Genomic DNA, 21,363 nt, shown 5'->3' on the forward strand with positions numbered 1-21,363 from the left:
CTTGGCACAACCACTGCATTAACGTTTTCAACTGACATAAAGCCCGACCTTCAACGACGAAGGCCAGGCTTCCCGAGAGAACGGGACAAGGACAAAGGCGTCCTCGCTAGGTAACTGGCGGGACGCCTTTTTTGTTTGCGCCATTTTTGTCGAGCAAGGCCTGACTGCCCACAAGAGGCAAGCCCGATGCTCCCGGAGAACCTGATGAAAAAACTCAAACTGGTGATGATCGGCAATGGCATGGCCGGGGTTCGTACCCTGGAAGAACTGCTCAAGCTGAGCAACGAGCTGTACGACATCACGGTCTTCGGCGCCGAACCGCACACCAACTACAACCGCATCCTGTTGTCGCCGGTATTGGCCGGCGAACAGACCTTCGAAGAAATCGTGCTCAACGACCTCGACTGGTATCTGGAAAACGGCATCAAACTGCTGCTCAACCGCAAAGTGGTGGAGATCGACCGGGTCAAACGCCGAGTGATCGCCGAGGACGGCACCGAGGCCGAATACGATCGCCTGCTGATCGCCACAGGTTCGACCCCGTTCATCCTGCCGATCCCCGGCAACACCTTGCAGGGCGTGATCGGCTACCGCGACATCGCCGACACCCAGGCGATGATCGACACTGCCAAGACCCACAAGCACGCCGTGGTGATCGGCGGCGGCCTGCTCGGTCTCGAAGCGGCCAACGGCCTGATGCTGCGCGGCATGCACGTCACCGTGGTGCACCTCGGTGAATGGCTGCTGGAGCGGCAACTGGACAAGACCAGCGGCCAACTCCTGCAAACCGCCCTCGAATCCCGCGGCCTGCACTTTCGCCTGTGCGAACAGACCCAGGCCCTGCACGACGCCGGCAATGGTCGGGTCGGCTCGGTGCAATTCAAGAACGGCGACATCATCCCCGCCGATCTGGTGGTCATGGCCGCCGGCATCCGCCCCAACACTGAACTGGCAGAAAAGGCCGGTATCCCGTGCAACCGCGGGATTCTGGTCAACGACACCCTGCAAACCTACGACCCACGCATCTATGCGATCGGCGAATGCGCCAGCCACCGTGGCATCGCCTACGGCCTGGTGGCGCCGCTGTTTGAACAGGCCAAGGTCTGCGCCAACCACCTGGCGCAACTGGGTTTCGCCCGTTATCAGGGCTCGGTGACGTCGACCAAACTGAAGGTTACCGGCATCGATCTGTTTTCCGCTGGCGACTTCATGGGCGGCGAAGGCACCGAAACCATCACCCTCTCCGACCCGATCGGCGGGGTGTACAAAAAACTGGTGATCAAGGATGACGTGCTGGTCGGCGCCTGTCTGTACGGCGATACGGCAGATGGTGGTTGGTATTTCCGGCAGATTCGTGAGAATCACGCCATCGGCGAGATCCGCGATCACCTCATGTTCGGAGAAAACGCACTTGGCGACGTAGGACATCAGGGCCAGGACAAAGCCATGAGCATGGCCGACAATGCCGAAGTCTGCGGCTGCAACGGCGTGTGCAAGGGCACCATCGTCAAGGCGATTCAGGAACATGGCCTGTTCAGCGTCGACGAAGTGAAGAAACACACCAAGGCTGCCAGCTCCTGCGGCTCCTGCGCCGGGCTGGTCGAACAGATCCTGATCAACACCGTCGGCGGCGCGGCGGACGTCAAACCGAAAAGCGAAAAAGCCATCTGCGGTTGCAGCGATCTCAACCATGGCCAGATTCGCCAGGCCATTCGCGAGCAGCACCTGCTGACCATTGCCGGCACCATGAGCTACCTCAACTGGCGCACTCCGAACGGCTGCGCTACCTGCCGCCCGGCCCTCAACTACTACTTGATTTCCACCTGGCCCGGCGAAGCCAAGGACGATCCGCAGTCGCGCCTGATCAACGAGCGGGCCCACGCCAACATCCAGAAGGACGGTACCTATTCGGTGGTGCCACGGATGTGGGGCGGCGTGACCAACCCGTCGGAACTGCGGCGGATCGCCGACGTGGCGGACAAGTATCAGGTGCCAATGGTCAAGGTCACCGGCGGCCAGCGCATCGACTTGCTGGGGATCAAGAAACAGGATCTGCCCGGTGTGTGGAAAGACCTCGACATGCCATCCGGCCACGCCTACGGCAAATCGATCCGCACCGTGAAAACCTGCGTCGGCAGCGAGTTCTGCCGCTTCGGCACGCAGAACTCGACCCAGTTGGGCATCGACCTCGAACATGACCTGTTCAACATGTGGTCGCCGCACAAAGTGAAGTTGGCGGTCTCCGGATGCCCACGCAACTGCTCGGAAGCAGGAATCAAGGACGTAGGAATCATCGGCGTCGATTCCGGCTGGGAGATGTATATCGGTGGCAACGGCGGGATCAAGACCGAAGTCGCCGAGTTCTTCGTCAAGCTCAAGACTGCCGAAGAAGTGCGCGAATACAACGGCGCGTTCCTGCAGTTGTACCGCGAAGAAGCCTTCTACCTCGAACGCACCGTGCATTACCTGCAACGGGTCGGCATGGAGCACATCAAGAAAGCCGTACTGGAAGACCCCGAGCGCCGCAAGGCTCTGAACGAGCGCCTGCAATTCTCCCTGTCGTTCGAACAGGACCCGTGGAAAGAGCGCCTCGCGCAGCCGCAACTGAAGAAAGAATTCGACGTGATCCCCGTGAAAAACCTGGAGGTGCCGGCATGAACTGGCTCGATATCTGTGCCCTGGAAGAGATCAATGCCCTCGGTTCGCGGATCATCGCCGGGCCCAAAGGCGACATCGCGATCTTTCGCACAAGCGACGACGAAGTTTTCGCACTCGATGACCGCTGCCCGCACAAGGGCGGCCCGCTGTCCCAAGGCCTGATCTACGGCAAACGTGTCGCCTGCCCGCTGCACAACTGGCAGATCGACCTGCAATCCGGCGAAGCCCAGGCGCCGGACGTCGGCTGCGCGCACCATCACCCGGCCCGAGTGGAAAACGGCCGCGTGCAACTGGCCCTGCGGGACGCCGTCTGATGAACCGCCAGACGACCGCCTCGACCTGTTGCTATTGCGGGGTCGGCTGCGGCGTGCTGATCGAACATGACGGCGAGCGCATCCTCGGCGTCAGCGGCGATCCGGCGCATCCGGCCAACTTCGGCAAACTGTGCAGTAAAGGCTCGACCCTGCACCTGACCGGCGACCTGGCGGCCCGAGCGCTGTACCCGGAATTGCGCCTGGGCAAAGGCCTGGCGCGCAGTCGCTGCGACTGGGACACCGCGCTGGATCACGCCACCAACGTATTCGCCGCAACCATCGCCGAACATGGCCCGGACAGCGTGGCGTTCTACATCTCCGGGCAATTGCTGACCGAGGATTACTACGCCTTCAACAAACTGGCGCGAGCGCTGGTCGGCACCAATAACATCGACAGTAATTCGCGGCTGTGCATGTCGTCGGCAGTGGTCGGCTACAAACGCAGCCTCGGCGCCGACGCACCGCCATGCAGCTATGAAGACCTGGAGTTGAGCGATTGCGTGGTGATCGTCGGCAGTAACATGGCCTACGCGCATCCAGTGCTTTTTCGCCGCCTCGAAGAAGCAAAATCCCGCCGCCCGCAGATGAAAGTCGTCGTCATTGATCCACGGCGCACCGACACTTGTGATTTGGCCGACCTGCATCTGGCGATTCTGCCGGGCACCGATGTCGCGTTGTTCCATGGAATTTTGCATCTGTTGTTGTGGGAAGACTGGATCGACCGCGACTTCATCAAGGCCCACACCGAAGGCCTCGCCGAGCTGAAAAGCCTGGTGCGCGATTACACCCCGGCGATGGTTTCGCAGCTGTGCGGGATCAGCGTCGAGCAGTTGCAGCAATGCGCCGAGTGGATCGGCACCGCGCCGAGTTTCCTGTCGCTGTGGTGCATGGGCCTGAACCAGTCCACCGCCGGCAGTGCGAAGAACAGCGCGCTGATCAATCTGCATCTGGCCACCGGGCAAATCGGCCGGCCGGGTGCAGGACCTTTCTCCCTGACCGGTCAGCCCAATGCCATGGGCGGGCGCGAAACCGGCAGCCTTTCCAATCTGTTACCAGGCCATCGTGAAGTCGCCAATCCAGAGCATCGCGCAGAAGTCGCGGCGTATTGGGGTGTGGATAAGCTGCCGGAAAACACCGGGCTCAGCGCCATCGAACTGTTTGAACAAGTGCGCAGCGGCAAGATCAAGGCGTTGTGGATTGCCTGCACAAATCCCGCGCAATCGATGCCGGACCAGACCGCTGTGCGCGCCGCGCTGGAGGCTTGTCCGTTCGTGGTTTTGCAGGAGGCATTCCGTACCACCGAAACCGCAGCGTTTGCCGATCTGCTGTTGCCGGCGGCCAGTTGGGGCGAGAAGGAAGGTTCGGTGACCAACTCCGAACGGCGGATTTCCCACGTTCGCCAGGCCATTGCCGCACCGGGTGAAGCACGACCGGACTGGGCGATTACCGTTGATTTCGCACAGCGTCTGGAGAAACGTCTGCGCCCGCAGCAGCCGGGGCTGTTTGCGTTCGAACAACCGGCGCAGCTGTTTGACGAGTACAAACAACTGACCCGGGGACGCGATCTGGATTTGTCCGGGATCAGCCATGTGTTGATTGATGAACTGGGGCCACAGCAATGGCCCTTCCCCGCTGGCGCTCGCCAAGGTACAGCCCGGCTGTATGGCGACGGTATCTTTCCTACAGCGAACGGGCGCGCGCAGTTCGTTGCCGATCCCTATCGCGCCGCCAAGGAACAGCGCGACGCGCGCTTTCCCCTGACCCTGATCACCGGTCGCCTGCGTGATCAATGGCACGGTATGAGCCGCACCGGCACGGCGGCGCAGTTATTCGGTCATGTCAGCGAAGCCGTGTTGAGCCTGCATCCTGACGAAATGCGCCGTCACCGCTTGCAATCGGGGGATCTGGTGAATCTGAAAAGTCGTCGGGGCGCAGTGATTGTGGCGGTCGCCAGCGATGACAGCGTGCGTCCGGGCCAGGCGTTTCTGCCGATGCACTGGGGTGATCGTTTCCTCAAGGGCGGCGTGAACAGCCTGACCCTGCCCGCCTTCGATCCTTTGTCGAAACAGCCGGAACTCAAGCACAGCGGTGTACGACTGGAACCGGTGAATTTGCCATGGCAACTGTTCGCACTGATCGAGGGCGATGTTCAACGGCATTTCGAGGCGCTTCGACCGCTCTGTGAGGCGTTTTCCTACGCAAGTCTCAGCCTTGTCGGACGTGAACGGCCTGCGCTGCTGATACGCGCAGCCAGCGCCGTGGCGCCGGAGCCGCAATTGCTGCGTGAAATCGACCAGTGCCTGGCACTGATCGACGGGCCGGTGCTGGCTTATGACGATCCTCGTCGCGCCATCGGTAAACGGGTGCGCATCGAAAACGGGCGCATCACTGCGATCCGCCTCGCTGGCGAAACCCTCGCTCAGCACTGGTTGCAAGGCCTGTGGCTGGAAGGTCGTGCCGACGAACAACTGCGGCGCTGGCTGCTGGCACCGATGAGTGCACCGCCGGGCAATGCCGGCGCGCAGGTTGTGGCGGACAAAACCCTGTGCAACTGCAAGAACGTCAGCCACAGCGCGGTCTGCGCCGGTATCCGTGAAGGCCTGGATCTGCAGGGTTTGAAAAATACATTGGGATGCGGCACGCAATGCGGCTCCTGCGTCCCGGAAATCAAGCGTTTGCTGACCGCCGAAGTGCGTCCGGTCGCCGTCATCTGAAGAGGAAAACACCATGAACGCGAAAGTCTGGCTGGTGGGCGCGGGCCCCGGTGATCCTGAACTGCTGACGTTAAAAGCCGTACGTGCCTTGCGCGAGGCCGAGGTGGTACTGATCGACGATCTGGTCAATGAGGCGGTACTTGAGCACTGCCCTGCTGCACGGATCATCGCGGTCGGCAAACGCGGTGGCTGTCGTTCGACGCCCCAGGCGTTCATCCATCGGCTGATGCTGCGTTATGCCCGTCAGGGCAAATGCGTGGTGCGGCTCAAGGGCGGCGATCCGTGCATTTTCGGGCGTGGGGGTGAGGAAGCACAGTGGTTGCGCGAGCGCGGTGTCGAGGTGGAACTAGTCAATGGCATCACCGCCGGACTGGCCGGCGCGACCCAGTGTGATATTCCGCTGACATTGCGCGGCGTCGCACGGGGCGTGACGCTGGTCACGGCCCACACCCAGGACGACAGCCAGTTGAACTGGCGGGCGCTGGCGCAAGGCGGGACGACGCTGGTGATCTACATGGGAGTGGCGAAGCTCGGCGAGATTCGCGAGCAACTGCTGGCAGGCGGTATGGCGGCGGATACGCCGGTGGCGATGATCGAGAATGCCTCGTTGCCAGGGCAGCGCGAATGCCGCAGTGATCTGACAGCGATGGAAGACGATGCCCTTGGTTTCCAGCTCAAGAGTCCTGCGATTCTGGTCATAGGCGCCGTTGCAGCGGCTGCGACCCAGGTCGATTCGATTGGCTGGGCAGCCGATCGACTGGCCTGACAACTCCGGTTTCACCAAATCGCAGGCAAAGAAAAGCCCGGCATAAGCCGGGCTTTTCTCGGAGCGGCAGCTAATTACTTAGCTTGAGCTTCAACCTGCGCTTCTACGCGACGGTTAACAGCACGGCCAGCTTCAGTTTTGTTGTCTGCAACTGGACGGGATTCGCCGTAGCCAACAGAGTTGACGCGGGACGATTCAACACCGTACTGGTTGGTCAGAACTTGCTTAACGGCGTTTGCACGACGCTCGGACAGTTTCTGGTTGTAAGCGTCAGGACCGACGGAGTCAGTGTGACCTTCAACAGTAGTGGTGGTGGATGGGTACTGCTTCATGAAGTCAGCCAGGTTTTTGATGTCGCCGTAGCTGTTTGGCTTCACAACCGACTTGTCGAAGTCGAACTTCACGTCCAGCTCAACACGAACAACTTCAGCAACTGCTGGGCAGCCATCAGCGTCAACAGTTACGTTGGCTGGGGTGTCCGGGCACTTGTCAACGTTGTCGCACACGCCGTCGTTGTCGCTGTCGGAGCAGACTTCAGCTGGTGCTGGAACTGGAGCAGCAGCTGGCTTGGAGCCGCCACCGAAGTTCACACCGATACCGACGCTAGGAGCCCACTCGGTGTCGCCCTGGTCGATGTTGTACTGAGCTTCAACGCCAGCACGGGCGTAGAAGTTGTCGGTGAAGTACAGCTTGGCACCGGCGCCCAGGTTGGCGAAGGTGGAACGGTTGCGACCGTTCGAACCGTTCTGGTCGATGCTCTGGTCAGAGAAACCGGCCGAAACGTATGGACGCAGCATGTCGCCTGGGTTGTTGAAGTGGTACAGAGCGTCCAGAGCGGTGTTGGCGCCCTTGACGTTCTTGCCATCGTCGGCACGCACGTTGTGCACTTCGTCGTAGCCCAGACGCAGTTCAACGTCGTCGGTCAGGAAGTAACCGATCGAACCGCCGAACAGGTTGCCGTTGTTCTTGAAGTTACGAGCGCTGTCGAATTGTTCTTTCTTTGCGAAGCCTTCGATTTCAACTGCGCCTTGGCCTTGTGCCAGAGCGCCGAAAGAAGTGGCGGCAATCAAAGAACCAATGGCCAAGCCCAAGGTGTTTTTCAGTTTCATCCGTTAAATCCCCATCTGGTGATTGTGAAGCAGTCCCGCAAACCGGGGGACAACTCGGCGGCAAGTCTATCAGAACTTGCCTACACGTAAGAGATATTTGCGCCGAACTAAGTTTCAGCAATGCCTGCAAATTTCTCACGCAATTTATCAAGAGCGCGTTTGTAACGCATTTTTGTCGCACTCAAACCCATGTGCATGATGTCTGCGATCTCCTGGAACTCCAGCTCTGCGACAAATCGTAGCACCAGAATTTCCCGGTCAATCGGGTTCACATACACCAGCCAGCGATCCAGTCCGCCCTTCTCCTCGGGTTTCGGCGCCTTTTCTTCGGACGCTTCCTCAAGGGGGTCAAGACTCAGTGCGTCCATCAAGCGACGCTTTCGCCGTTCCTTCCGATACTGTGTGATGCATTCGTTGTAGGTGATGCTGTACAGCCATGTCTTGAACTTCGATTTCCCCTCGAAGTTCTTCAGCCCGTACAGCACCTTCAACATCACTTCCTGACAGACATCGTCTGCATCGCGATCGTTCCCAAGATATCGTGCGCACACGTTAAATAATGTCCGCTGGTAACGCCGCATCAGTTCTTCATACGCACGCGTCACGTGAAAAAGCTCGGTATGCGAGCGCGCGACCAACTCCTCATCAGAGAGCTCGCGGGGGTCGTAGCGCGTGGATAGCGTTTGGGCTTTATTCAAAACAAGTCGTGCCGACAGTCAGGTCAATGTCCACCGCAGCCAGCGATGGCTGGCATTTTGCGGCGGCATACATTAGCAGGGTTTGCCGGGTTAGCGGCTACTCACATGCTGCTCCAGCAGGATCCGATTGGAGAGAGAGACTAGCTCACCCTCATCGGTCAGCAATGTGGTCTTAACCGTGCCGATCTCTTCAATCTGGCCTTCGACCTCGCCAATACGCACTTGTTGCCCAACCTGATACAACTCACGCACATAGATTCCCGCAAGAATCTGACCGGCAATTTCCCGGCTTCCCAACCCCATGGCCAACGCAACCGCCAGACCAACGGTAATCAATACGATCACGATCACATGGTTCAGCAGGTCGGTCTTGACCTCCAGCTGACTGATCGCGACCGAAATGCTGATGATGATCACCAGGCCCTGGGCAATTCGCCCAAGGCCGGAAGCGTAGTCCAGGCCTACGCCTTCTGCCGCCCCGCGAACCAGGCCATTGGCCAGTTGCGCGAGCAGGACACCGACCAGTAACACAAGCGCCGCACCGAATACCTTCGGCAGATACAGCGCGAGCATGTCAAGCGTAGCTGAAACTCGCTCAAGTCCAAGGGATTCTGCTGCCGAAACCAGAAAAATCAGCAGAACGAACCAATAGACGATTTTACCGATCAACGTGGAGATCGGCACTTGCAGCCCCGCGCGGGACATCAATTTGGTCAGGCCGGTGCCGCCCATCAGGCGATCAAGCCCCAGTTTGGCCAGCAATTTGGACAGCAAGGTGTCCAGCAGCTTGGCCACGACAAAACCCAACAGCAGCACAACCAGTGCGCCGAACAGGTTCGGAATGAAATTAGCGACTTTGGTCCACAACGCAGTCATTGCAGTGACGAGGCTCTGAGTCCAGAGATCAAGTTCCATATTCAATCAGCCTTATCAGCAGTGCGAGCGGTAGGTTTACGGAGACGGGAGACCGGCGCGACATGGGCCGAGCCGTTATTCAGGGCGATCATCAGCGCGGGCAGCCAGCGGCCCAGCAGGCTGAACAGATCGCCGGCGCCAACCTGGCGGTTGGCGGTTTTGAGTACGCGGCCCAGACAGGCATCGTCGTCGCGGCTGGACGGCGAGGCGTTGAGCATGTCGCGCAAAGACTGTTCAAACGGATCGTGCATACGCACCTCTCGTGATGTCTGTGAAAGACGCGGGCAAATTTGGTCGGGTCACATGGCGCATCGTCAGACCCAGCGCAATCGGCGGAACAACCACCATTGTCCGAACGCCAGGGCGAGCACCGTCAGGCAAGCGATCAGGAAACCATAAGGGCTGCTCGAGAACGGAATGCCGCCGACATTGATGCCCAGCAGACCGGTAATAAAACTCATCGGCAAGAAGATGCAGGTGATGATGCCGAAACGATACATCGTGCGATTCATGTGCACGCTCAAGCGCCGGTCTTCGGCCTCCAGCACAAGGCCCACGCGCTCTCGAGTCAATTCGAGCTCTTCGAGATAACGGGTCAGGCTGTTGTTCAATTCGTTCCAGTAGTCGGCATCGTCATCAACGAACCACGGCAGTTTTATCCGCGTCAGCTGTCCGAAAATATCCCGCTGCGGTGCCAGAAAACGCTTCAGTCCGGCGGCCCGGCGACGGATGTGCAAAATGGCGCCGTGCTCGGGGGTATACCGTTCGTCGGCATCCAGTTTTTCTTCCTCTTCATCGACCACTTCGGAGAGGCAAGTCACCAGATCCTGCACCTTGTTGGTGAGGAATTGCGCCAGATACAGCATCAATTCGGACGAGGTTTTCGGCCCCTTGCCCTCGCCCAGCATCACCAGCAACTCGTCAGTGGCGCGCAAGGGACGCAAGCGCAAGGAAATCACCCGCTGGGCGGAGGCAAAAATCCGCACCGACACCATGTCTTCCGGCTCGGCACCGGGGTTGAGATTGACCCCGCGCAAAAACAGCAGCAGCTCGGAATCCGGCAGCGGCAACAGGCGTGGGCGGGTGTTTTCTTCCAACAGCAGATCACAGGTGAACTCGTTAAGCCCACTGGATTTGCGCAGCCAGGTCTGGGTCTGCGGGTGACTGCGATCCCAGTGCAGCCACAGGCTTTCATGAGCCTGCAGCTGCAGATCGTCGAGATCAGTCCGGGCTATCGAACGCGCACCGCCTTTACCGTCCAGCACCAGGGCATGCACCAGCCCCCATTGCGCGTTTTCTTCCTCGAACATCCTCACCCCTGTGATTACCGCGATTTATTCAGGCATTTTCAGCGGACTTAGCGAGATGATCACGCCATTGTTGTCCGCATAGATGTACTGACCGGGATGGAAGGTCACACCCGCGAAGGTCACCGGCACGTTGAGGTCGCCGAGACCGCGTTTTTCAGTCTTTTTCGGATGGCTGGCCAGGGCCTGCACGCCAAGATCGGTCTGGGCGATGACGTCCACATCACGGATGCAGCCGTAGATGACCAGCCCTTCCCAACCGTTTTTCGCGGCTTTCTCGGCGATCATGTCGCCCAGCAGTGCGCAGCGCAGCGAGCCACCGCCATCGACCACCAGCACCTTGCCGTTGCCCTTGAGCTCGGCTTGTTCCTTGACCAGCGAGTTGTCTTCGAAACATTTGATGGTCACGATTTCGCCACCGAACGAATCACGGCCGCCGAAATTGCTGAACATCGGTTCCAGCACCTGAACCAGCTCCGGATAGGCGTCGCACAGGTCAGGCGTAAGGTAATGGTTCATCGAAAAACTCCTGTAACAAGGAAGACGATCAAGGATGTCGCACTCTTTTGAAACGAGTTCCGGCGGTCGCTGTTTACCTTAGCCCATGTCATGGTCGCTGAACGAACCTGAACACAGGCTGAAACGTAATAGCGAAACAGTCACTAAATATGACCAGAACCGTCCAATGCGTCATATCTTAGCCGCAAGCCGACGCGAACGAAATGCCCTTTTCAGGGCGCCGAGCTCAGACCGCTGCCGCCAGATCCGGCTTCTCGCCAAGCAATGGCGTGTGCTGATCTGCCAGCCAGCGCGCCACCAGCGGCCAGACCTCAGCCTGCGCCGCCTTGCTGACCAGCATCTCGACATGACCGAACTGATCGTTGAAGCCCTGCTCTCGGCCCAGATTGATGAACTGCTTGTGCTCGGAGCCAATCTGTTCGAACAGCTTCCGGCAGGCCCAGGCCGGATCCTGATGATCCCCCGCCGCGCTCACTGCCAGCACCGGCACCTGCACATCGGCAAGACCTGCCCACCAATCCTTGTCCTTGTCGCCGAAACGGCCGAACAGCCCGTACCAGCGCATGCTTTCCAGCGCCAGACCGATTGGCTCGTCCTCGGGGCCGCGCTTGAGCCGCGAGCCGGACAACTGGGCAAAACGCTTGAGAATGAAGCGCCCGCTCCATTCCACCGGCGGAATCTTCAACGGCCAGTAGGTGCGGCTGACCTGGGTGCCGAAAAACGCCGCCGACGCCACCGCAGGCTCACCGAGGTACTCGCCGCCCAACGCGGCTGCCAGCGTGATGCCACCCAGCGAGTGGCCGATCCAGTGCGGAATCTGCCCGCTCTGCTCACGGACGAACGCAGCAATCGCCGGCAAATCGTAACGGGCATAGTCGGCGACGCGGTTGCGGCGGTAGTCCTCGTTGCGCTGGGACAGACCGTGACCGCGCATTTCCGGGATCCACACATCGAAGCCCAGCCGCGTCAGATAGGCGCCCAGGCCCAGGCCTTTTGGCGAAAACCAGAAGCGCCGGTTGGAAAAACTGCCGTGCAGCAAGATCACCGGCACGCCGCGCGACGCCGGCTCATCGGCCATGCCGAGACGGGTCACCGCGATTTCCACGGACCAGTCAGGGCTGTTGCCCGGTTTCAAACGGTAAACGTCTTCGCTCAGATCACCGCGTCGCTCGGCGCTGATCAGGGCGACAGGAAATAGGTTGCTGCTGCTTTGCATAATGCTCTTGCACAAAAAAGGGCGGCATCCGGAGAGCTCGCCCTACTTCAATCTTAAAGCCCCGGCCCGGTTCAACGGGCCGAGGCTTCATTCACGGCTTATTCCGCCGCCTGGCCTTCGGCAAGGAAGAACCAGGTTTCCAGCACGGTGTCCGGGTTCAGCGACACGCTTTCGATGCCCTGCTCCATCAGCCACTTGGCCAGGTCCGGGTGGTCCGAAGGACCCTGACCGCAGATGCCGATGTACTTGCCGGCCTTGTTGCACGCAGCAATCGCGTTGGCCAGCAGCTTCTTGACCGCCGGATTACGCTCGTCGAACAGGTGCGCGATGATCCCGGAGTCACGGTCCAGACCCAGTGTCAGCTGAGTCAGGTCGTTGGAGCCGATCGAGAAACCGTCGAAAAAATCGAGGAATTCTTCCGCCAGGATCGCGTTGGACGGCAGTTCGCACATCATGATTACGCGCAGACCGTTGTCGCCACGCTTGAGGCCATTCTCGGCAAGCAGATCCACCACCTGGCTGGCTTCGCCGAGGGTGCGGACGAACGGCACCATGATTTCGACGTTGGTCAGGCCCATCTCGTTGCGTACGCGTTTCAGCGCACGGCACTCGAGTTCGAAGCAGTCACGGAACGATTCGCTGATGTAACGCGAAGCGCCACGGAAGCCCAGCATCGGGTTTTCTTCTTCCGGCTCGTACAGTTTGCCGCCGATCAGGTTGGCGTATTCGTTGGACTTGAAGTCCGACAGACGCACGATGACCTTCTTCGGTGCGAACGCAGCGGCCAGGGTGCTGATGCCTTCAACCAGTTTCTCGACATAGAAACCGACCGGATCGTCGTAACCGGCGATGCGCTTGTCGACGCTTTCCTTGATGTCCTGCGGCAGACCGTCGTAGTTCAACAGCGCTTTGGGGTGCACGCCGATCATGCGGTTGATGATGAACTCCAGACGGGCCAGGCCCACACCGGCGTTCGGCAGCTGCGCGAAGTCAAAGGCGCGGTCCGGGTTGCCGACGTTCATCATGATCTTGAACGGCAGCTCCGGCATGGCGTCCACGGAGTTTTTCTTGATGTCGAAGCCCAGCTCGCCTTCGAAGATGTAACCGGTATCGCCTTCGGCACAGGACACGGTCACGCCCTGGCCATCCTTCAGCAGTTGGGTGGCGTTACCGCAACCCACGACCGCAGGAATTCCCAGCTCACGGGCGATGATCGCCGCGTGGCAGGTACGGCCACCACGGTTGGTGACGATGGCGCTGGCGCGCTTCATGACCGGCTCCCAGTCCGGGTCGGTCATGTCGGAGACCAGCACGTCGCCCGGCTGGACCTTGTCCATCTCGGAGACGTCCTTGATGATCCGCACCTTGCCGGCGCCGATGCGCTGGCCGATGGCACGGCCTTCCACCAGCACGGTGCCGGTTTCTTTCAGCAGGTAACGCTCCATGACGTTGGCCTGGGTGCGACTTTTCACGGTTTCCGGACGGGCCTGCACGATGTACAGCTTGCCGTCGTCACCGTCCTTGGCCCACTCGATGTCCATCGGGCAGCCATAATGCTTCTCGATGATCATCGCCTGTTTGGCCAGCTCGCTGACTTCAGCGTCCGTCAGGCAGAAGCGCGCGCGCTCGGCCTTGTCGACATCAACGGTTTTCACGGAACGACCGGCCTTGGCCTCGTCGCCGTAGATCATCTTGATGGCCTTGCTGCCCAGGTTGCGGCGCAGGATCGCCGGGCGACCGGCCTCCAGCGTGCCCTTGTGGACATAGAATTCGTCCGGGTTCACCGCGCCTTGTACGACGGTTTCGCCCAGGCCGTAGGCGCCGGTGATGAACACCACGTCACGGAAGCCGGATTCGGTATCGAGGGTGAACATCACGCCGGCGGTGCCGGTTTCCGAACGCACCATGCGCTGCACGCCGGCCGACAGGGCAACCAGCTTGTGGTCGAAGCCCTGGTGTACGCGGTAGGAAATGGCGCGGTCGTTGAACAGGGAAGCGAACACTTCCTTGGCCGCGCGGATGACGTTTTCCACGCCACGGATGTTCAGGAAGGTTTCCTGCTGACCGGCGAACGAAGCGTCCGGCAAGTCTTCGGCGGTGGCGGAGGAACGCACGGCCACGGCCACGTCAGGATTACCGGCCGACAGCGCGGCGAACGCGGTGCGGATCTCGGTGTTCAGTTTTTCAGGGAATTCGGCTTCCATGATCCATTGGCGGATCTGGGCGCCGGTCTTGGCCAGGGCATTGACGTCATCGACGTCCAGCGCATCGAGGGCCTTGTGGATCTGATCGTTCAGGCCGCTCAGTTCCAGGAAGTCGCGATAGGCTTGCGCCGTGGTGGCGAACCCGCCGGGGACCGAAACACCGGCACCGGCCAGGTTACTGATCATCTCGCCCAGGGATGCGTTCTTGCCCCCCACATGCTCAACATCGTGTTTGCCGAGCTTATCGAGGGAAACTACGTACTCTACCAAGGTGATCTCTCCACTAACTGTGTTGGAAAAGCTCAGAAACCGGCGGCTCGGGGGAGCGTTGGCCGGCTGTATGGCCTGGACCTGGAAAATAAGTGAGAATGCGGGCCAATGGCGGCCGGCAAATCGCGCCTATCATATCCAGAAATGCTCATTAGCTTAAGGCCCAAGGTGCAAATGAAACGATCTGCTTTCTTTATCTCCGATGGCACCGGTATCACCGCCGAAACCCTGGGTCAAAGCCTTCTGGCGCAGTTCGAAAACATTACCTTCAGCAAATTCACGCGACCGTACATCGACAGCGTTGAAAAAGCGCGGGCCATGGTACAACAAATCAACAAAGCCGCTGAAACCGACGGTTTCCGGCCGATCATCTTCGACACCATCGTCAACCAGGACATCCGTGAGATTCTCGCAACCTCCAATGGTTTCATGATCGACATTTTCTCGACGTTCCTCGCTCCGCTCGAACAGGAACTGACCGAGCATTCTTCCTACACCGTCGGCAAATCCCACTCCATCGGCCACAACTCCAATTACATGGAGCGGATCGAGGCGGTGAACTTCGCCCTCGACAACGACGACGGCGCCCGCACGCACTATTACGACAAGGCCGACCTGATACTAGTGGGCGTGTCGCGTTGTGGTAAGACACCGACGTGCCTGTACATGGCGATGCAATTCGGCATCCGCGCAGCCAACTATCCGCTGACCGAGGACGACATGGAGCGCCTGCAACTGCCGGCCGCCCTGCGTGCTCACCAGCACAAGCTGTTCGGCCTGACCATCGACCCGGACCGCCTTACCGCGATCCGCAACGAACGCAAGCCCAACAGCCGCTATTCGAGCTACGCCCAGTGCGAGTTCGAAGTGCGCGAAGTGGAAAACCTGTTCCGCCGCGAGAACATCCCGCACATCAACTCCACGCATTTTTCAGTGGAAGAGATTTCCGCGAAGATCCTCGTGGAAAAAGGTGTGGAGCGGCGTTTCAAATAGATTTGTAGCGCCCTTGCAGCCGCCATCGCTGGCAAGCCAGCTCCCACAGGATTTTGTGGTGTACGCAGATTTTGCATTCACAACAAAACCCTGTGGGAGCGTGGCTTGCCCGCGATGAACGATAACGCGGTCCCTCAGATAACAAACCAATCGACAAACCGGTTCACCGGCGTGGCTTCAAGCCGCGCCTGATCCTTGCACAACGCCAGAATCTCCCCGCTGCGCTGCCCGGTGAAACGGGTGGCCAGATTTGCCCGGAATTTGTCCTCCAGCAACGGAATGCCCTCGGCGCGACGCCGGCGATGGCCGATCGGGTATTCCACCACCACGTTTTCCGTGCTCGAACCGTCCTTGAAAAACACCTGCACCGCGTTGGCAATCGAGCGTTTGTCGGCCTCCAGGTATTCGCGGGTGAAGCGCGGATCTTCGACGATGACCATTTTCTCGCGCAGCACATCGATGATCGGATGGGCCTTGTGGAAATCATCTTCGTACTGCTCCGCCACCAGATTGCCGAACGCCAGCGGTACGGCGGTCATGTACTGGAGGCAGTGATCGCGGTCGGCGGCGTTGGCCAGCGGCCCGACCTTGGAAATGATGCGGATCGCCGATTCGTGGGTGGTGATCACGATCCGGTCGATTTCATGCAGACGGTTGCGCACCTGCGGGTGCAGGGTCACGGCGGCTTCGCAGGCGGTTTGCGCGTGAAACTCGGCGGGGAAGCTGATCTTGAACAGCACGTTTTCCATCACGTAACTGCCGAACGGTCGCGAGAAGCTGAAGGTGCGTTTGTCTTCGGGTTTGAGCGCCAGATCGTTGTTAGTGTGGCTGAACAGAACGTCGTAAAAGCCCCACTGTCTGGCACTCAAGACGCCGGGAATGCCCATTTCGCCGCGCATCGCGATATTCGCCAGCCGCACGCCCCGGCTCGATGCATCCCCTGCCGCCCAGGATTTACGCGAGCCGGCGTTTGGCGCATAGCGGTAAGTACGCAACGCCTGACCGTCGGCAAACGCATGGGACAACGCCGATAACAGCTGCTCACGGTTGGCGCCCATCAGCTTGGCGGTCACGGCAGTCGAGGCGACTTTCACCAGAATGACGTGGTCGAGGCCTACACGATTGAAGGAGTTTTCCAGCGCAATCACGCCCTGGATTTCGTGGGCCATGATCATCGCTTCAAGTACATCGCGCACGGTCAGCGGCGCTTCGCCGTTGGCCAGACGCTTTTGCGACAGGTGATCGGCCACCGCGAGAATCCCGCCGAGGTTGTCCGACGGATGGCCCCATTCGGCGGCGAGCCACGTGTCGTTGTAATCCAGCCAGCGCACGATACAGCCGATGTCCCACGCCGCTTTCACCGGGTCGAGGCGATAGGAGGTGCCAGGGACTCGGGCGCCGAATGGGACGACGGTGCCTTCGACGATTGGGCCAAGGTGTTTGGTGCATTCGGGGAAACGCAAGGCCAGCAGGCCGCAGCCCAGGGTGTCCATCAGGCAGTTGCGGGCGGTGTCGAGGGCTTCGGCGGATGTGATTTTGTAGCTGAGGACGTAATCGGCGATGTCCTGCAGGACATCGTCGTAGTCGGGGCGGTTGTTCAGGTCGACGTTGGCGCTCATGTTCGATTCACTCTTGAAAGTGGTTCGTTGATGGGACCTCGGTTCAGGGCTAATTTTCTTCTTATTGAAATGTGCATGGCGGTGAGAGCGAACGGGCTCGCTCTCACCGGTTGTTCATTAGAACGAGTCGCCAGGAACGCGCACGTAACCTTCCATCAGGACGCGCGCACTGCGGCTCATGATCGCCTTCTTCACGACCCACTCACCATTTTCCAGACTAGCTTCTGCGCCAACACGCAACGTCCCGGACGGATGCCCGAACCGCACCGCATTCCGCTCAACACCACCCGCCGCCAGATTCACCAACGTGCCCGAGATGGCCGCCGCCGTGCCGATCGCCACCGCCGCCGTGCCCATCATCGCGTGGTGCAGCTTGCCCATCGACAACGCTCGCACCAGCAAATCCACATCCCCGGCGCCAATGGGTTTGCCACTGGACGCGACGTAATCCGCAGGCTTGGCGACGAACGCTACCTTAGGCGTGTGCTGACGCTTGGCCGCTTCATCCAGACTGGAAATCAGCCCCATACGCAAAGCACCGTAGGCACGAATGGTCTCAAACATCTGTAACGCTTTCGGATCGCTGTTGATCGCGCTTTGCAATTCAGTACCGGTGTAACCGATGTCTTCGGCGTTGACGAAGATCGTCGGGATCCCCGCGTTGATCATGGTCGCCTTGAACGTGCCGACGCCCGGGACTTCCAGCTCGTCGATCAGGTTGCCAGTGGGGAACATCGAGCCACCACCACCCTCTTCTTCCGCCGCTGGGTCCATGAATTCGACCTGTACTTCGGCGGCCGGAAAGGTCACGCCGTCGAGTTCGAAATCACCGGTTTCCTGGACTTCGCCGTTGGTGATTGGCACATGGGCAATGATGGTTTTGCCGATGTTGGCCTGCCACACGCGAACCACCGCCACACCGTTGTGCGGAATGCGACTGGCGTCCACCAGACCGTTGCTGATGGCAAACGAGCCGACCGCCGCCGACAGGTTGCCGCAGTTGCCGCTCCAGTCCACAAACGGCTTGTCGATCGACACCTGACCGAACAGGTAATCGACGTCGTGATCGGCCTTGATGCTTTTCGACAGGATCACGGTTTTGCTGGTGCTGGACGTGGCGCCGCCCATGCCGTCGATCTGCTTGTCGTAGGGGTCCGGGCTGCCGATGACCCGCAGCAACAGCGCATCGCGGGCCGGGCCGGGAATCTGCGCGGCTTCGGGCAGGTCCTTGAGGCTGAAAAACACGCCTTTGCTGGTGCCACCACGCATGTAGGTGGCGGGGATTTTTATTTGCGGTGCGTGAGCCATGGTGCTCCTTAACGAAGACATGGGACTTGAAGTCCCATGCCCACATCAGTTGATTTAAACGGCAACCGCCGACTCTTCGAGGAAGTCCTGAGCGAAGCGCTGCAACACGCCGCCAGCCTCGTAGATCGACACTTCTTCGGCGGTGTCGAGGCGGCAGGTCACCGGCACGTCGACGCGTTCGCCGTTCTTGCGATGGATCACCAGCGTCAGGTCGGCGCGCGGCGTGCGCTCACCGATCACGTCGTAGGTTTCGCTGCCGTCGATGCCCAGAGTCTTGCGGTCAGTGCCCGGTTTGAACTCCAGCGGCAACACGCCCATGCCCACCAGGTTGGTGCGGTGAATGCGCTCGAAACCTTCGGCGGCAATCGCTTCCACCCCCGCCAGACGCACGCCTTTGGCCGCCCAGTCGCGGGACGAACCCTGGCCGTAGTCGGCGCCGGCGATGATGATCAGCGGCTGCTTGCGCTCCATGTAGGTTTCGATGGCTTCCCACATGCGCATCACTTTGCCCTCCGGCTCGACACGGGCCAGCGAGCCCTGCTTAACCTTGCCGTTTTCCACGACCATTTCGTTGAACAGTTTCGGGTTGGCGAAGGTCGCGCGCTGTGCGGTCAAGTGGTCGCCCCGGTGGGTCGCGTAAGAGTTGAAGTCCTCTTCCGGCAGGCCCATTTTCGCCAGGTACTCACCGGCAGCGCTGTCGAGCATGATCGCGTTCGACGGCGACAGATGATCGGTGGTGATGTTGTCCGGCAGCACCGCCAGCGGGCGCATGCCTTTGAGCGGACGCGCCCCGGCCAACGCGCCTTCCCAATACGGCGGACGGCGGATGTAGGTGCTCATTTCGCGCCACTCGTACAGCGGCGTGACTTTCGGGCCGGTGTCTTCATGGATGGCGAACATCGGGATGTAGACCTGACGGAACTGCTCAGGCTTGACCGAAGATTTCACCACCGCGTCGATTTCTTCGTCGCTCGGCCAGATGTCTTTCAGGCGGATTTCCTTGCCGTCGACCACGCTCAGCACATCTTTCTCGATATCGAAACGAATGGTGCCGGCGATCGCGTAGGCCACCACCAGCGGCGGCGAAGCGAGGAACGCCTGCTTGGCGTACGGGTGAATCCGGCCGTCGAAGTTGCGGTTGCCGGACAGCACAGCAGTGGCGTACAGGTCGCGGTCGATGATCTCTTGCTGAATCACCGGATCCAGCGCGCCGGACATGCCGTTGCAGGTGGTGCAGGCGAAGGCGACGACGCCGAAACCGAGCTGCTCCAGCTCCGTGGTCAGCCCCGCTTCATCGAGGTACAGCGCCACGGTTTTCGAGCCCGGCGCCAGCGATGACTTGACCCACGGCTTGCGGGTCAGCCCGAGCTTGTTGGCGTTGCGCGCCAGCAGGCCGGCGGCAATCACGTTGCGCGGGTTGCTGGTGTTGGTGCAACTGGTGATGGCGGCGATGATCACCGCGCCGTCAGGCATTTGCCCCGGCACTTCTTCCCACTGACCGGCGATGCCTTTGGCCGCCAGATCCGACACCGCCACGCGAGCGTGCGGGTTGCTCGGGCCGGCCATGTTGCGCACCACCGAAGACAGATCGAAGGTCAGGCCGCGCTCGTACTGCGCGCCTATCAGGCTGTCAGCCCACAGGCCGATCTGCTTGGCGTATTGCTCGACCAGTTGCACTTGCTGGTCTTCGCGACCGGTGAGTTTCAGGTAATCGATGGTCTGCTGGTCGATGTAGAACATCGCCGCCGTGGCGCCGTATTCCGGAGCCATGTTGGAGATGGTCGCGCGGTCGCCGAGGGTCAGCGCGGAAGCGCCTTCGCCGAAGAACTCCAGCCACGCGCCGACCACTTTCTGTTTGCGCAGGTATTCGGTCAGCGCCAGCACCATGTCGGTGGCGGTAATGCCCGGTTGCAGCTTGCCGGTCAGTTCGACGCCGACGCTTTCCGGCAGGCGCATCCACGACGCGCGGCCGAGCATCACGCTCTCGGCTTCAAGCCCACCGACGCCGATGGCAATCACGCCCAGCGCATCGACGTGCGGGGTATGGCTGTCGGTGCCGACGCAGGTATCCGGGAACGCCACGCCGTCGCGCACCTGGATCACCGGAGACATTTTCTCCAGATTGATCTGGTGCATGATGCCGTTGCCCGGCGGGATGACGTCGACGTTCTTGAACGCCTTCTTGGTCCAGTTGATGAAGTGAAAACGGTCTTCGTTGCGACGGTCTTCGATGGCGCGGTTCTTCTCGAACGCCTGCTTGTCAAAACCACCCGCCTCCACCGCCAGCGAGTGGTCGACGATCAGTTGCGTCGGCACCACCGGGTTGACCTGCGCCGGGTCGCCGCCCTGCTGGGCAATCGCGTCGCGCAGGCCGGCCAGGTCCACCAGCGCGGTCTGGCCGAGAATATCGTGGCACACCACGCGGGCCGGGAACCACGGGAAGTCGAGGTCGCGTTTGCGCTCGATCAGCTGTTTCAGGGAATTGGTGAGCGTGGCCGGGTCGCAGCGACGCACGAGGTTTTCCGCCAGCACGCGAGAGGTGTACGGCAGGGTGTCGTAGCTGCCCGGCTGGATCGCATCGACAGCCGCGCGGACGTCGAAGAAGTCCAGCGGCGTGCCGGGCAGGTTCTTGCGAAATTCTGTGTTCATCGGTCAGGACTCGGTCACGGTGATAACAAAAAGGTGGGGCCTGACACCGATACTGAAATCACACCTAAACCTGTGGGAGCTGGCTTGCCAGCGATGACTGAGTC

16 protein-coding genes are annotated in these 21,363 nt (G+C 60.3%); 5 read left to right on the forward strand and 11 right to left on the reverse strand.

From position 1 onward, the window contains the following. Positions 1-204: 204 nt before the first annotated feature. From nirB to cobA, 4 genes are read left to right on the forward strand one after another with little or no spacing between them, the layout of a single operon-like run. Positions 205-2,658, forward strand: coding sequence for a nitrite reductase large subunit NirB (gene nirB / locus AWU82_RS28945; RefSeq protein ID WP_064384028.1), 2,454 nt, complete (start codon positions 205-207; stop codon positions 2,656-2,658). Next, positions 2,655-2,972, forward strand: coding sequence for a nitrite reductase small subunit NirD (gene nirD / locus AWU82_RS28950; protein WP_007951992.1), 318 nt, complete (start codon positions 2,655-2,657; stop codon positions 2,970-2,972). Before nirB ends, nirD begins: the two co-directional genes overlap by 4 nt. Beyond that, positions 2,972-5,686: a nitrate reductase gene (locus AWU82_RS28955; protein ID WP_064378750.1), complete on the forward strand. Its 2,715-nt coding sequence runs from the start codon at positions 2,972-2,974 to the stop codon at positions 5,684-5,686. Before nirD ends, AWU82_RS28955 begins: the two co-directional genes overlap by 1 nt. A 13-nt stretch (positions 5,687-5,699) precedes the next feature. Continuing rightward, positions 5,700-6,452 (forward strand): uroporphyrinogen-III C-methyltransferase, encoded by a 753-nt coding sequence (cobA, locus tag AWU82_RS28960; protein WP_064378749.1) that lies wholly within the window; start codon positions 5,700-5,702, stop codon positions 6,450-6,452. Between the two features lie 74 nt (positions 6,453-6,526). On the opposite strand, the gene AWU82_RS28965 is transcribed toward cobA, so the two are convergent. From AWU82_RS28965 to ppsA, 8 genes are all read right to left on the reverse strand, one after another. Beyond that, complete coding sequence (locus AWU82_RS28965; protein WP_064378748.1) at positions 6,527-7,561, reverse strand: OmpA family protein; 1,035 nt, start codon at positions 7,559-7,561, stop codon at positions 6,527-6,529. A gap of 107 nt (positions 7,562-7,668) precedes the next feature. Beyond that, positions 7,669-8,259: an RNA polymerase sigma factor SigX gene (sigX, locus tag AWU82_RS28970; RefSeq protein WP_011333251.1), complete on the reverse strand. Its 591-nt coding sequence runs from the start codon at positions 8,257-8,259 to the stop codon at positions 7,669-7,671. A 90-nt stretch (positions 8,260-8,349) separates the two neighbouring features. Further along, positions 8,350-9,174: a mechanosensitive ion channel family protein gene (locus tag AWU82_RS28975; protein WP_007951987.1), complete on the reverse strand. Its 825-nt coding sequence runs from the start codon at positions 9,172-9,174 to the stop codon at positions 8,350-8,352. A gap of 2 nt (positions 9,175-9,176) precedes the next feature. After that, positions 9,177-9,425, reverse strand: coding sequence for a hypothetical protein (locus AWU82_RS28980; RefSeq protein WP_007951986.1), 249 nt, complete (start codon positions 9,423-9,425; stop codon positions 9,177-9,179). 63 nt (positions 9,426-9,488) lie between these two features. Next, the gene (gene cmaX, locus AWU82_RS28985) at positions 9,489-10,484 is read right to left on the reverse strand and encodes a divalent cation transporter CmaX (RefSeq protein WP_011333249.1); all 996 of its coding nucleotides are present in this window, start codon (positions 10,482-10,484) and stop codon (positions 9,489-9,491) included. 24 nt (positions 10,485-10,508) lie between these two features. Beyond that, a complete protein-coding gene (rraA, locus tag AWU82_RS28990; protein ID WP_064378747.1) occupies positions 10,509-11,000 on the reverse strand; it encodes a ribonuclease E activity regulator RraA in 492 nt (163 codons plus the stop codon). 226 nt (positions 11,001-11,226) lie between these two features. Continuing rightward, positions 11,227-12,216, reverse strand: a complete 990-nt coding sequence (locus AWU82_RS28995) for an alpha/beta fold hydrolase (protein ID WP_011333247.1) — start codon at positions 12,214-12,216, stop codon at positions 11,227-11,229. A gap of 98 nt (positions 12,217-12,314) precedes the next feature. Next, entirely contained in the window at positions 12,315-14,690 is a 2,376-nt protein-coding gene (gene ppsA / locus AWU82_RS29000) for a phosphoenolpyruvate synthase (RefSeq protein ID WP_064378746.1), read from the reverse strand. Positions 14,691-14,864: 174 nt separating this feature from the next. On the opposite strand from ppsA, the gene ppsR reads away from it, so the two are divergent. Continuing rightward, complete coding sequence (gene ppsR, locus AWU82_RS29005) at positions 14,865-15,683, forward strand: phosphoenolpyruvate synthetase regulatory kinase/phosphorylase PpsR (RefSeq protein ID WP_011333245.1); 819 nt, start codon at positions 14,865-14,867, stop codon at positions 15,681-15,683. A 134-nt stretch (positions 15,684-15,817) separates the two neighbouring features. Here the strand turns inward: ppsR and prpD are convergent, their stop codons facing one another. The 3 genes from prpD to acnD all read right to left on the reverse strand — a co-directional run bounded on the left by prpD (position 15,818) and on the right by acnD (position 21,259). Beyond that, entirely contained in the window at positions 15,818-17,302 is a 1,485-nt protein-coding gene (prpD, locus tag AWU82_RS29010; protein ID WP_064378745.1) for a 2-methylcitrate dehydratase, read from the reverse strand. Between the two features lie 117 nt (positions 17,303-17,419). Then, positions 17,420-18,610: a 2-methylaconitate cis-trans isomerase PrpF gene (prpF, locus tag AWU82_RS29015; protein ID WP_064378744.1), complete on the reverse strand. Its 1,191-nt coding sequence runs from the start codon at positions 18,608-18,610 to the stop codon at positions 17,420-17,422. A 54-nt stretch (positions 18,611-18,664) separates the two neighbouring features. Continuing rightward, entirely contained in the window at positions 18,665-21,259 is a 2,595-nt protein-coding gene (acnD, locus tag AWU82_RS29020; RefSeq protein ID WP_064378743.1) for a Fe/S-dependent 2-methylisocitrate dehydratase AcnD, read from the reverse strand. Positions 21,260-21,363 lie beyond the last annotated feature (104 nt).

The sequence above is a fragment of the Pseudomonas glycinae genome (genome assembly GCF_001594225.2).
In the GTDB taxonomy this organism is placed as follows: Bacteria; Pseudomonadota; Gammaproteobacteria; order Pseudomonadales; family Pseudomonadaceae; genus Aquipseudomonas; species Aquipseudomonas glycinae.

What these genes read in the sequence shown, in the direction of transcription:
- nirB (WP_064384028.1), top strand. Translation starts at nt 205, where the DNA reads ATGAAAAAACTCAAACTGGTGATGATCGGCAATGGCATGGCCGGGGTT.
- nirD (WP_007951992.1), top strand. Translation starts at nt 2,655, where the DNA reads ATGAACTGGCTCGATATCTGTGCCCTGGAAGAGATCAATGCCCTCGGT.
- AWU82_RS28955 (WP_064378750.1), top strand. Translation starts at nt 2,972, where the DNA reads ATGAACCGCCAGACGACCGCCTCGACCTGTTGCTATTGCGGGGTCGGC.
- cobA (WP_064378749.1), top strand. Translation starts at nt 5,700, where the DNA reads ATGAACGCGAAAGTCTGGCTGGTGGGCGCGGGCCCCGGTGATCCTGAA.
- AWU82_RS28965 (WP_064378748.1), bottom strand. Translation starts at nt 7,561, where the DNA reads ATGAAACTGAAAAACACCTTGGGCTTGGCCATTGGTTCTTTGATTGCC.
- AWU82_RS28975 (WP_007951987.1), bottom strand. Translation starts at nt 9,174, where the DNA reads ATGGAACTTGATCTCTGGACTCAGAGCCTCGTCACTGCAATGACTGCG.
- AWU82_RS28980 (WP_007951986.1), bottom strand. Translation starts at nt 9,425, where the DNA reads ATGCACGATCCGTTTGAACAGTCTTTGCGCGACATGCTCAACGCCTCG.
- cmaX (WP_011333249.1), bottom strand. Translation starts at nt 10,484, where the DNA reads ATGTTCGAGGAAGAAAACGCGCAATGGGGGCTGGTGCATGCCCTGGTG.
- rraA (WP_064378747.1), bottom strand. Translation starts at nt 11,000, where the DNA reads ATGAACCATTACCTTACGCCTGACCTGTGCGACGCCTATCCGGAGCTG.
- AWU82_RS28995 (WP_011333247.1), bottom strand. Translation starts at nt 12,216, where the DNA reads ATGCAAAGCAGCAGCAACCTATTTCCTGTCGCCCTGATCAGCGCCGAG.
- ppsR (WP_011333245.1), top strand. Translation starts at nt 14,865, where the DNA reads ATGAAACGATCTGCTTTCTTTATCTCCGATGGCACCGGTATCACCGCC.
- prpD (WP_064378745.1), bottom strand. Translation starts at nt 17,302, where the DNA reads ATGAGCGCCAACGTCGACCTGAACAACCGCCCCGACTACGACGATGTC.
- prpF (WP_064378744.1), bottom strand. Translation starts at nt 18,610, where the DNA reads ATGGCTCACGCACCGCAAATAAAAATCCCCGCCACCTACATGCGTGGT.
- acnD (WP_064378743.1), bottom strand. Translation starts at nt 21,259, where the DNA reads ATGAACACAGAATTTCGCAAGAACCTGCCCGGCACGCCGCTGGACTTC.